At 65.6% G+C, this 10,692-nt stretch carries 13 protein-coding genes; 7 read left to right on the top strand and 6 right to left on the bottom strand.

Annotation, left to right across the window (positions count from 1 at the left end):
• On the bottom strand, positions 1-486 hold a 486-nt coding region (locus DYI24_RS13200), incomplete at its 3' end, for an outer membrane protein (protein ID WP_164572610.1).
• A gap of 567 nt (positions 487-1,053) precedes the next feature.
• On the opposite strand from DYI24_RS13200, the gene DYI24_RS13195 reads away from it, so the two are divergent.
• The 7 genes from DYI24_RS13195 to DYI24_RS13165 all read left to right on the top strand — a co-directional run bounded on the left by DYI24_RS13195 (position 1,054) and on the right by DYI24_RS13165 (position 7,033).
• Positions 1,054-1,803, top strand: coding sequence for a metal ABC transporter ATP-binding protein (locus tag DYI24_RS13195; RefSeq protein ID WP_164572609.1), 750 nt, complete (start codon positions 1,054-1,056; stop codon positions 1,801-1,803).
• A gap of 7 nt (positions 1,804-1,810) precedes the next feature.
• Positions 1,811-2,680, top strand: coding sequence for a metal ABC transporter permease (locus DYI24_RS13190; protein WP_041810197.1), 870 nt, complete (start codon positions 1,811-1,813; stop codon positions 2,678-2,680).
• Between the two features lie 5 nt (positions 2,681-2,685).
• The gene (locus tag DYI24_RS13185; RefSeq protein ID WP_164572608.1) at positions 2,686-3,603 is read left to right on the top strand and encodes a metal ABC transporter substrate-binding protein; all 918 of its coding nucleotides are present in this window, start codon (positions 2,686-2,688) and stop codon (positions 3,601-3,603) included.
• A 146-nt stretch (positions 3,604-3,749) separates the two neighbouring features.
• A complete protein-coding gene (locus DYI24_RS13180; protein ID WP_164572607.1) occupies positions 3,750-4,802 on the top strand; it encodes a CobW family GTP-binding protein in 1,053 nt (350 codons plus the stop codon).
• On the top strand, positions 4,799-5,818 hold the full coding sequence (locus tag DYI24_RS13175) for a WD40 repeat domain-containing protein (protein ID WP_164572606.1): 1,020 nt from the start codon (positions 4,799-4,801) through the stop codon (positions 5,816-5,818). Before DYI24_RS13180 ends, DYI24_RS13175 begins: the two co-directional genes overlap by 4 nt.
• Before the next feature lie 33 nt (positions 5,819-5,851).
• A complete protein-coding gene (locus tag DYI24_RS13170) occupies positions 5,852-6,574 on the top strand; it encodes an MgtC/SapB family protein (RefSeq protein WP_107354307.1) in 723 nt (240 codons plus the stop codon).
• 60 nt (positions 6,575-6,634) lie between these two features.
• On the top strand, positions 6,635-7,033 hold the full coding sequence (locus DYI24_RS13165) for a hypothetical protein (RefSeq protein ID WP_164572605.1): 399 nt from the start codon (positions 6,635-6,637) through the stop codon (positions 7,031-7,033).
• A gap of 306 nt (positions 7,034-7,339) precedes the next feature.
• Here DYI24_RS13165 and DYI24_RS13160 read toward each other — a convergent pair whose 3' ends face one another.
• From DYI24_RS13160 to DYI24_RS13145, 5 genes are all read right to left on the bottom strand, one after another.
• Complete coding sequence (locus tag DYI24_RS13160; protein WP_107343030.1) at positions 7,340-8,770, bottom strand: homospermidine synthase; 1,431 nt, start codon at positions 8,768-8,770, stop codon at positions 7,340-7,342.
• A 108-nt stretch (positions 8,771-8,878) separates the two neighbouring features.
• Positions 8,879-9,283, bottom strand: coding sequence for a nucleoside diphosphate kinase regulator (gene rnk / locus DYI24_RS13155; RefSeq protein ID WP_107354310.1), 405 nt, complete (start codon positions 9,281-9,283; stop codon positions 8,879-8,881).
• A gap of 293 nt (positions 9,284-9,576) precedes the next feature.
• Positions 9,577-9,963 (bottom strand): RidA family protein, encoded by a 387-nt coding sequence (locus DYI24_RS13150; RefSeq protein WP_107343031.1) that lies wholly within the window; start codon positions 9,961-9,963, stop codon positions 9,577-9,579.
• Positions 9,964-10,066: 103 nt separating this feature from the next.
• Positions 10,067-10,225: a hypothetical protein gene (locus DYI24_RS28075; RefSeq protein ID WP_205523502.1), complete on the bottom strand. Its 159-nt coding sequence runs from the start codon at positions 10,223-10,225 to the stop codon at positions 10,067-10,069.
• A gap of 10 nt (positions 10,226-10,235) precedes the next feature.
• A partial coding sequence (locus DYI24_RS13145) for a GNAT family N-acetyltransferase (RefSeq protein ID WP_164572604.1) occupies positions 10,236-10,692 on the bottom strand: 457 nt, incomplete at its 5' end.

The raw sequence follows: 10,692 nt of genomic DNA, 5'->3' as shown, positions 1-10,692 counted from the left end.
GGTCAGGCTGCTCGAGTAGTCGGCGTAAGCCCAACCGCCCTTGACGTAGAGCAGCGCCGGACCCCAGGTGTAGCCGAGGCGGCCGGTCACCGACGCCAGACCACGCTGGTTGTCGGCGTAGGTGAACACGCCGGGGGCGCCGTTGAGGGTGCCACCGAAGGCAACCGACTGGTTGGTGCCGCTCAGCCAGGAGTACTGGCCTTCAACACCGAGCACCCAGTTCGGAGCGAACTGCCAGTCGTAACCGGCCTGCACACCGCCGAGGAACTTGCCGTTGTCGCTGGCGGTAACGCCGGTGCCGATGCTGTTGTCGCCCGAGAAGGCGCCACCGATGTGACCACCGATGTAGAAGCCGGTCCAGTTGTAAACCGGGGCCGGGGCGTAGGCGGGAGCCTTGGTGTACGGGCGGGCGGCGAGGTCCGCGGCGAGGGCCGGGGCCGCGCCGAGGGCGACCAGGGCCACGGTGCCGAGCAGAATCTTCTTCATGTGTTGTCTCCAGACTTTGTCAGACGCACCGTTAGTCGGCGCCATCTGCATCATGGCTTAGCGGGATTTTGCGTAAAATGCTGTCACCGGGAGGCCACACTCCCTTTGGAACTAACCTCATGACGACGCACAATTTTTTATACCTAATGGAACCTTAAAGAGATCCAAATTCCGCCTTAATTTGAACCTGCCGGGCACCTGCCTGATGGCGAGTCAGGAGCATGAGGCTGCCCAATTCTTCGGCGCTTGCAACGAACCGTTTAACATATTGAATCTCGGCGGTTTGTGCAGTTCGGGACACTTGCGGGCCGGCCATCCGATAATGTTATAATGTAACAGATTTCGATGAAGTGGACTGTCGCGCGTGCCACAATCGCCTCCCTCGCCATCCCATCTGGGCACGTCGTCCGGTCATGTGCATCTGCATGTCCACGGTGCTGAATCGCCGCACCCTCCGCAGCCGGCGCCTTGGTCGATCCTGCGGATGGGGCTTGGGGCCCGAATCGCGGCGGCGCTGGCGGTCAGTGCCGGTCTTTGGACGCTTGTGCTGGTGGCAATGAGATGACCATGCGGGCCCAACTGACTTTCAGGGATGTCACCCTCGGCTACGACCGCCACCCGGCGGTGCATCACCTGTCGGGACGAATCGACGCCGGCTCGCTGCTGGCAGTGGTCGGGCCAAATGGCGCCGGCAAGTCGACGCTGTTTCGCGGCATCGTGGGTATCCTGAAGCCGCTGGCGGGATCGATCGATCGGGACGGCCTGGACGTCCACGACATCGCCTATCTTCCCCAGAGTGCCGAGATCGATCGCACCTTTCCAATCTCGGTGTTCGATTTCGTCGGCACCGGATTGTGGCGCTCGACCGGAGCGTTCGGTCGTATCGACCGGTCTGCGCGGCTGCGAATCTCCCAGGCTCTGGCGGCCGTCGGCCTGTCCGGCTTCGAAAACCGCAATATCGGAACGCTGTCGGGCGGCCAGATGCAACGCATGCTGTTCGCCCGGGTGCTGCTGCAGGACGCGGCCGTGATTGTGCTCGACGAGCCGTTCAACGCCGTCGACGCCCGCACCACCGCTGACCTCGTCCACCTGGTGCAGCATTGGCACGGCGAAGGCCGCACCGTGGTGGCGGCGCTGCACGACATGGACCTGGTCCACGCCAGCTTCCCGGAGACTCTTCTGCTGGCGCGCACGGCGGTAGCGTGGGGCTCGACCGCCGAAGTGCTGACCGCCGACAACCAGGCCGAAGCGCGGCGGATGTGCGAAGCGTTCGACGACGGCGCGCCGGCCTGCACCGCAGCTTCCCAGGCGGCCTGACATTATGATGCTGTACCAGGCGCTGATCGCGCCGTTCACCGAGTTCGAATTCATGCGACGGGCGCTCGCCGGTATCGTGGCGCTGTCGCTCGGCGGCGCGCCGATCGGCGTGTTTCTGATGCTGCGGCGGATGAGTCTCGTCGGCGACGCGATGGCGCACGCGATTCTGCCGGGCGCGGCGATCGGTTTCTTACTGTCGGGCCTCAACCTATTTGCGATGACGTTCGGCGGCCTGATCGCCGGCTTCGCGGTGGCGATTCTCGCCGGCGTGGTGTCGCGCGTCACCGAATTGAAAGAGGACGCCTCGCTGGCGGCGTTCTACTTGGTGTCGCTCGCGCTCGGCGTCACCATCGTGTCGATGAAGGGCACCAATATCGATCTGCTGCACGTGCTGTTCGGCAACATCCTGGCGATGGACGATCGCACCCTGCTGGTGATCGCCTTCAACGCCACGCTGACGCTGGTGGCGCTTGCGGTGATCTGGCGGCCGCTGGTGATCGAATGCGTCGACCCTTTATTCTTACGGACGGTCAGCCGCGCCGGCGCGCCCGCGCATCTCGCCTTCCTGGCGCTGGTGGTGATCAATCTGGTCAACGGCTTCCACGCGCTCGGCACGCTGCTTGCGGTGGGCCTGATGATTCTGCCCGCCGGCATCGCCAAATTCTGGGCGCGCGACATCACCGGCATGATGATGGTGGCGGTCTCCAGCGCCATGCTGTCTGGCTATGTCGGGTTGGTGCTGTCGTATCAGGCCGGCCTGCCGTCGGGCCCGGCCATCATCCTGGTCGCAGCCGTGCTGTATCTCGGCTCGGTGCTGTTCGGCCGCTTCGGCGGCGTGATTCGTAAGCTGTTTCCCGCACCGCATCTGGAGGCGTAACGCCGATGTTCCGTGTCGTCCTGATCCTCGCCGCCGGCCTTGTCGCGATGCTGCCGGCACACGCGCAGGAGCGCGTCCGGGTGGTCGCGAGCTTCTCGATTCTCGGTGATTTCGTCCGCAATGTCGGTGGCGACCGCGTCGATATCGCCACGCTGGTCGGCCCTGGCGGCGACGTTCACGTCTATACGCCGTCGCCGACCGACGCCAAGAAAGTCGCTGACGCCAGGTTGCTGGTGGTCAACGGTCTCGGCCTGGAAGGCTGGCTGCCGCGGCTGGTGCAGTCGTCCGGCAGCAAGGCCACCGTCGTCACCGCCACCAAGGGCATCACGCCGCGCGATGCCGACGAGGATGACGCCCACGCCGGCGGTGGGCACGCACACGATCACGGCGACGGCCACGCCGATCCGCATGCCTGGCAGTCGGTCGTTAATGCCGAGACCTATGTAGGCAATATCCGCGACGCGCTGATCGCCGCCGATCCGGCCGGCGAGGCTGCGTACCGTGCCAACGCCGCGACGTATCTGGCCAAGCTCGATGCGCTCGACCGCGACGTCCGCGAGGCTGCGGCGAAGATCCCCGAGAGCAAGCGCAAGGTGATCTCGACCCATGACGCCTTCGGCTATTTCGCCGCCGCCTACCGGATCGTCTTCATCGCGCCGCAGGGCGTCTCCACCGAATCCGAAGCCAGCGCCCGCGACGTCGCCAAGATCATCACCCAGATCCGCAAGGACAAGGTGCCGGCGGTGTTCCTGGAGAACGTCACCGACCCAAGGCTGATGCAGCGGATCAGCGCCGAGACCGGCGCCAAGATCGGCGGCACGCTGTATTCCGACAGCCTGACGCCCGAAAACGGCGACGCCCCCACTTACATTGATATGGTCCGGCACAATATAAGAACGCTGACTGGCGCGCTGAGCGGATGACGCAGCGCCGGTCCCGCTGACCCGAGCCTGGACCGCCGCGGCGGTCGCCCGGAATCCGGCGGTCCCGCCATGATTTTCGGCCTCAGCCTTGGAGACGCGCACGCCGTGTGTTTCGGGCCGAGGCTCCGCGCTGGAGTAACTGCCTGATGACTTCTACGGCCGCTTCGAAGATTCCCGTCACCGTGCTCACCGGCTATCTCGGCGCCGGCAAGACCACGCTGCTCAACCGCATCCTGTCGGAAAACCACGGCAAGAAATACGCGGTGATCGTCAACGAATTCGGTGAGATCGGCATCGATAACGACCTCATCATCGGCGCCGACGAAGAAGTGTTCGAGATGAATAACGGCTGCGTCTGCTGCACGGTGCGCGGCGACCTGGTCCGCATTCTCGCCGGCCTGATGAAGCGCAAAGGCAAGTTCGACGCGATCATCGTCGAGACCACCGGCCTCGCCGATCCGGCCCCGGTGGCGCAGACCTTCTTCGTCGACGAAGATGTGCAGAACGCCGCGCGGCTCGATGCGGTGGTGACCGTCGCCGACGCCAAATGGCTAAGCGAACGGCTGAAGGATGCGCCGGAAGCCAAGAACCAGATCGCCTTCGCCGACGTTATCGTGCTGAACAAGACGGACTTGGTGAGTCCGGCCGAACTCGCCGAAGTCGAGGCGCGCATTCGCGCGATCAACCCGTACGCCAAGCTGCATCGCACCGAGCGCTGCCAGGTCGCGCTCGCCGATGTGCTGGAGCGCGGCGCGTTCGATCTCGACCGCATTCTCGAAATCGAACCGGCCTTTCTCGAGGCCGATGATCACGATCACCACCATGATCACGACCACGGCCATCATCACCATCATGGCCACGACCATCATCACGATCACGGGCTGAAGCACTATCACGACGAGGACATGCAATCGCTGTCGCTGAAGAGCGACAAGCCGCTCGATCCCGCCAAGTTCATGCCGTGGCTGCAGCAATTGGTGCAGACCGAAGGCGGCAAGATCCTGCGCTCAAAGGGCATCCTTGCCTTCACCGGCGACGACGACCGCTACGTGTTCCAGGGCGTGCATATGATGCTGGAAGGCGATCACCAGCGCGCCTGGAAAGAGGGCGAGCCGCGCGAGAGCCGCGTGGTGTTCATTGGTCGCGATCTGCCCGAACAGGCGATCCGCGACGGCTTCGCCAAGTGCATCGCGTCATGAGCGGCTTCGAGGCGCCCGGCGAGGCCGGGTCGATCGCGTCGGTCACCGACCGGGTCAAGCCGGTTGCGATCGAAGGCGGTGTCAGCGCGGTCCACTTCCTCGGCGACACCGCGGTGTTCATCGGCACCGAGGAAAACGCGACGCTGGTCGCTGCCGACGGCACGACCTCGACCGTTCCGCTGCACGGCGGCGGCATTCTCAGCGCGGCATGTGACGGCAAGCGCATCGTTACCGGCGGTGACGACGGCAAGGTGACGCTGCTGGATGGTTCGGGCAAGACTGAGACCTTTGCGACCGATGCCAAGCGGCGCTGGATCGACAACGTCGCGCTGCATCCGGACGGCGCGGTGGCGTGGTCGGCCGGCAAGATCGCTTACGTTCGCGCGCCGAAGGGCGAAGACAAGTTCTTCGAGGTGCCATCGACCGTCGGCGGCCTCGCCTTCGCGCCGAAAGGGCTGCGGCTGGCGATCGCACACTACAACGGCGTGACGCTGTGGTTTCCGAACATGGCCGGCAACGCCGAATTCCTCGAATGGGCGGGTTCGCATCTCGGCGTGATCTTCAGCCCCGACAACCGCTTCCTGGTCACCGCGATGCACGAGCCGGCGCTGCACGGCTGGCGGCTGGCGGATGCCAAGCACATGCGGATGACGGGCTATCCCGGCCGGGTGCGGTCGATGTCCTGGACGGTCGGCGGCAAGGGGCTCGCCACGTCTGGCGCCGATACCGTGATCATCTGGCCGTTTGCCAGCAAGGACGGTCCGATGGGCAAGCAGCCGGCGATGCTGGCGCCGCTGCAGGCCCGCGTCAGCGCGGTCGCGTGCCATCCGAAGAACGACATTCTTGCGGCCGGCTACAGCGACGGCACTGTGCTGCTGGTGCGGATGAATGACGGCGCCGAGATTCTCGCCCGCCGCAATGACACGCCGCCGATCGCCGCGCTCGCCTGGAACGCCAAAGGCACGCTGCTGGCGTTTTCCGACGAGGATGGTGCGGGCGGCATCCTTCCGCTGTAAGAGGGAACCGTCTCCGAAAGCAGGCGGCTCCCGATGCGGTTTCTCACCACCTTCCAGACAGCGGACTTCTTCGACACGCTAGTCAGCCTCGCCGTTGCCTTCGTGCTCGGCATGCTGATCGGCGCCGAGCGGCAGTACCGGACCCGCACCGCAGGGCTGCGCACCAACGTGCTGGTGGCAGTCGGCGCCGCAGCCTTCGTCGATCTGGCGATGCATCTGGCCGGTGCCGACGGCGCGGTCCGAGTGATCGCCTATGTGGTCTCCGGCATCGGCTTCCTCGGCGCCGGCGTGATCATGAAAGAGGGCATGAACGTCCGCGGCCTCAACACTGCGGCGACGCTGTGGAGCTCGGCGGCTGTCGGTTGCTGCGCCGGCGGCGATCTGGTGGCTCAGGCGGTGGCGCTGACGGTGTTCGTGATCGCCGGCAACACCCTGCTGCGGCCGCTGGTCAATGCGATCAACCGCATCCCGTTCGACGAACGCACTTCGGAGGCGACCTATGCGGTGCGTCTCACCGCCGGCAGCGCCGCTGCCGGGCGGCTGCGCGAGCACCTCGAGGAGCGGCTGGAAAAGGCCGACTATCCGGTGGCGGAAGTCGAGGTCGAAACGCTCGAGCATGCTGAGGACAAGGTCGAGATCGTTGCCACGCTGGTATCGACCGCGGTGGAGCCGAGCGAACTCGATGCGGTGGTCGACGAACTCGGCAAGGAAGCCGGCGTCCACTTCGCCACCTGGGAAACCAGCACTAAAGATTGATTCACCTTGTCGCTAATTCTGACCGTTCGGGAACCCGGTGCGACACCGGAACCCGGAACGATGCCCGCGCGCGTCCGTTGGTTCGGCGAGCAAGGGATGAGGGTCATGACGGCGAACAACAACGACAAGGAGCGCGGCCTCAAGCGGGATCTGCTGCTGGCCGGTGTGCTGATCGCGGCGGGCGTGGCGCTATCCGGCCTGTCGCTGACTCAGGTTGATACCAGCACAGGGCGGCTGCAATTCGCCCAGGCAACGCCGCAGCCGCCGCAGTCCACTCCAGGCGCTGAGAGCAAGCCGAGCGCGCCGGTGCCCGCCCAGGACAGCGGCGCCCGCCCGCACGACATTCCGCCGCAACCGGCCCGGCCGGACGCCGACGCCGTGCAGTCCGGCGCCAAGCCAGCCTTGCCGCCAGCACCGCCGGAGAAGCTCGGCGACCCGATTCAACCGAAGGGCGGCTAACCGCCGCCGCCAAGAAACGGCCGACGATCACCTCACCGGGCTCGCATTTGCGGGCTCGGTTTCTTTTGGTGGTCCGTAGTCGGCGAAGGAGCCCCAAGCACAGCCCACCTCTCCCGCTTGCGGGAGAGGTCGGATCGCGTAGCGATCCGGGTGAGGGCACTCCTATCAACAAGTCGCTGAGTCAGTGCCCGGGTCGCCCTCACCCCAGCCCTCTCCCGCAAGCGGGAGAGGGGGCGCGCTGCGACGCGGGGAGGGGCGCGTGTAGTTATTTGAAGCTGAAATCGCCGTTAAGGCGACCTCGCTGCCTCAGCGCACCAGCACGTTCTTGAACTGCCACGGATCGGAGGTGTCGATGTCTTCCGGGAACAGGCCGGGGCGGTCGGTGATCGGGGTCCAGTCGGTGTAGTAGCCCTTCACCGGGCCGAGATACGGCGTCTGCACTTCGAGGCAGCGGCGGAAGTCCATCTCGTCGGCCTCGACGATGCCGGCTTCCGGATTCTCAAGCGCCCAGACCATGCCGGCCAGCACCGCCGACGACACCTGCATGCCGGTGGCGTTCTGATACGGGCAGACCTTGCGGGTTTCTTCGATCGAGAGCTGCGAGCCGTACCAATAGGCGTTCTTGGCATGGCCGTAGACCAGCACACCGAGCTCGTCGATGCCGTCGACGATCTCGTTCTCGTCGAGGATGTGCCACTTCGGCTGCATCTTGCCTTCGGCGCCGAACATCTCGTGCAGCGACAGCACCGCGTCGTTCGCCGGGTGATAGGCGTAGTGGCAGGTCGGCCGGTACACCACGTTCTGGCCGTCGCGGACAGTGAAATAATCAGCGATCGAGATCGACTCGTTGTGAGTCACCAGGAAGCCGTACTGCGGGCCCGGCGTCGGGCACCAGGTGCGGACGCGGGTGTTGGCGCCCGGCTGCAGCAGGTAGATCGCCGCCTGGCAACCTTCGGTGTGCTTGCGGCCGTTGTCCGGAATCCACTTTTCGTGGGTGCCCCAGCCGAGTTCGGCCGGCTGCAGGCCTTCGGACACGAAGCCCTCGACCGACCAGGTGTTGACGAACACGTTCATCGGCTTCGGGGTCTTGGCGCGCTGGGTATCACGCTCGGCGATGTGGATGCCCTTGACGCCGAGCTTCTGCGCCAGCTGGCCCCAGCCTTCGCGGCTCTTCGGCTCGTTGACTTCGACGCCGGTGTCGCGGGCGATATCGAGCAGCGCCTGCTTGACGAACCACGACACCATGCCGGGGTTGGCGCCGCAGGTCGACACCGCGGTGGTGCCACCCGGGTTCTTGGCCTTGGCGGCCAGCAGGGTCTCGCGCAGCGCGTAGTTGGAGCGCTTCTCCGGGCCGGCGTTCTTGTCGAAGTAGAAGCCGAGCCACGGCTCGACGACGGTGTCGATGTACAGAGAACCGATCTCGCGGCACATCGTCATGAGGTCGACCGAGCCGGTATCGACCGACAGGTTGACGCAGAAGCCCTGGCCGCCGCCCTCGGTCAGCAGCGGAACCAGCAGCTCGCGGTAGTTGTCCTTGGTCACCGCCTGCTTGATGAAGCGGACGCCGTGCTTCTCGGCGAGTTCACTGTCCGCGTGCGGATCGATGATCACGAACCGCTTCTTGTCGTACTCGAAGTGCCGCTCGATCAAGGGCAGCGTGCCCTTGCCGATCGAGCCGAAGCCGATCATCACAATGGGGCCGGTGATCTTGGCGTGGATCTTCGAGGTAGACGACATCAGGTTTGAACTCCGGACAGGGGGCAGGGGTTACGCCGCTATGTGCGGGCAGGACAGTTCGGGAATGTGACGGCGAGGTGAATTTCAGATGTCACCTGCGACGGCTACTCAATTCGGTTCGGACACGCTGAGCACCGTCAGCGAGCGCCGCTCGCCCGACGGGGTCTCGAAACTGATCGATTGTCCGACGGAGAGGCCGATAAGGGCCGCCCCGATCGGGGTCAATACCGAAATACGACCAGCCTCGACGTCGGCTTCGGTCGGATAGACCAGCGTCACCTGCTTTTCCTTGCCGGTGGTATCGTCCCGGAAGGTGAGGGCTGACTCCATGCAGACGATCCCGGGCAGGGGATCGTGGTCAGGCGCCACATTGGCGCGAGCGACCTCTCCGGCGAGGAAATCGGCCGTGGCCGGATAGCGCTGCGCAGCGGCTTCGGCGAGCTGGCCGAGCCGTTCGGCATCGCGATTCCGGATGGTAATCGGCGGTCGTTGGGTACGAATGGACTGGATCATGTCTTTCACGGGTCCTTGTCACGCCGAGCGCGTCATGCGCATCGGCATTCACGGGATAAGTAGCAGTCTGAAAAAGGGGAAAAGTCGTCGACGAGATCGTTAAGCCCGGACGGCGCACGCGCGCGCCCGGGTCACCTTCCTGCGTGAAGGCGACCGGCGCGCAGCGTCAAGCGGTTGCGGGGCAAGATCATCATGATCGTCGGAAAGTAGGGCTCCCCGTCCGAAAGTCAACGGGGAAGCCGAGAAGGGTCGGTTGCGCCAAGTGAGCGGTGCGGCATTTTGGCCGCCCCGCGTCAGCTCCGGCGCTTAGCGGTGACTTCGATTTCGATCTTCATTTCCGGCTTGTAGAGGCCGGCAACCGCGACGATCGTCGCCGCCGGGCGGATCTCGCTCAGATTCTCACCACACACTGCGAACACCGCATCCGCATCCTTCGGATCGGTGATGTAGTAGGTCGCGCGCACGATGTCTTCCATCGCAAAGCCCGCTTCCTTCAGCGCTGCGCCGATGGTCTTGAAGCAGTTGCGGGTCTGCGAGGTCACGTCCTCGGGCAGGCTCATGGTCGTGTAGTCGTAGCCGGTGGTCCCGGAGACGAAGACGAAATCACCATCGACCACGGCGCGGCTGTAGCCGGCAGTCTTTTCGAACGGCGATCCGGTGGAAATCAGGCGACGCGACATATCAGGACGACCTTGAAGCTGGGGGAACTTGGGTGAGCAGCCAATGCCGCGTCTGCCCCGGCAAATCAAGCCTTGCTGGGAGACGGGAGCGGCGGTGGCGGGATCAGGCGGTCTTGGTCTCCGGAGCGCGGGTGCGCCGGCGCCGCCAGGCGTCGACCGCGATCTTGAGCGCGAACACGGCGAGCACGAACACGGTCACGCGCGGCCGCTTGGCCGGATCGCGCGGCGCGAAGACGCGGTGGGTCGGACGGGGAAAACGCATCGGACCCTCCTTACGCGGCGCGACGAAGACGCACCCGCTCGGCTCGCGCCGGCTTGGCGGCTGCACCAGTGGCCACGATCAGGCCTGCGGCGCCATCGAGCGCGCCGTCACGCAGTTCGAGCCCGAGCAGGCGGTCGCGTTCGAACGGGCCGGGCAACGCCAGCGCGCCCATCTTGTCGGCCGAGAAGCCGAACCGCGCGTAGTACGGCCCATCGCCCAGCAGGATGACGGCGCCATGGCCGCGGGCGGCGGCTTCCGCCAGCGCCACGCGCATCAAGGCGCCGCCGACGCCGAGCTCGCGGCAGGAGGAATCGACGGCGAGGGGGCCGAGCACGAGTGCGGCCCGGCCCCCTGCGTCAACGTGCCAGAGCCGCACCGTGCCGACCAGCCGGCCTTGACGGACCGCGGAGAAAGCGAGGCCTTCCGCGGGCGCGCGTCCATCACGCAAACGCTGGCAGGTGCGCGCA

It is taken from the genome of Rhodopseudomonas sp. BR0C11, from assembly GCF_010820945.1.
Taxonomy (GTDB): domain Bacteria; phylum Pseudomonadota; class Alphaproteobacteria; order Rhizobiales; family Xanthobacteraceae; genus Rhodopseudomonas; species Rhodopseudomonas palustris_H.
Note: the sequence above shows the minus strand (reverse complement) of the source record. Positions and strands in the feature narration are given on the sequence as shown.

What these genes read in the sequence shown, in the direction of transcription:
- DYI24_RS13180 (WP_164572607.1), top strand. Translation starts at nt 3,750, where the DNA reads ATGACTTCTACGGCCGCTTCGAAGATTCCCGTCACCGTGCTCACCGGC.
- DYI24_RS13165 (WP_164572605.1), top strand. Translation starts at nt 6,635, where the DNA reads ATGCCCGCGCGCGTCCGTTGGTTCGGCGAGCAAGGGATGAGGGTCATG.
- DYI24_RS28075 (WP_205523502.1), bottom strand. Translation starts at nt 10,225, where the DNA reads ATGCGTTTTCCCCGTCCGACCCACCGCGTCTTCGCGCCGCGCGATCCG.
- rnk (WP_107354310.1), bottom strand. Translation starts at nt 9,283, where the DNA reads ATGATCCAGTCCATTCGTACCCAACGACCGCCGATTACCATCCGGAAT.
- DYI24_RS13190 (WP_041810197.1), top strand. Translation starts at nt 1,811, where the DNA reads ATGCTGTACCAGGCGCTGATCGCGCCGTTCACCGAGTTCGAATTCATG.
- DYI24_RS13150 (WP_107343031.1), bottom strand. Translation starts at nt 9,963, where the DNA reads ATGTCGCGTCGCCTGATTTCCACCGGATCGCCGTTCGAAAAGACTGCC.
- DYI24_RS13160 (WP_107343030.1), bottom strand. Translation starts at nt 8,770, where the DNA reads ATGTCGTCTACCTCGAAGATCCACGCCAAGATCACCGGCCCCATTGTG.
- DYI24_RS13175 (WP_164572606.1), top strand. Translation starts at nt 4,799, where the DNA reads ATGAGCGGCTTCGAGGCGCCCGGCGAGGCCGGGTCGATCGCGTCGGTC.
- DYI24_RS13170 (WP_107354307.1), top strand. Translation starts at nt 5,852, where the DNA reads ATGCGGTTTCTCACCACCTTCCAGACAGCGGACTTCTTCGACACGCTA.
- DYI24_RS13195 (WP_164572609.1), top strand. Translation starts at nt 1,054, where the DNA reads ATGCGGGCCCAACTGACTTTCAGGGATGTCACCCTCGGCTACGACCGC.
- DYI24_RS13185 (WP_164572608.1), top strand. Translation starts at nt 2,686, where the DNA reads ATGTTCCGTGTCGTCCTGATCCTCGCCGCCGGCCTTGTCGCGATGCTG.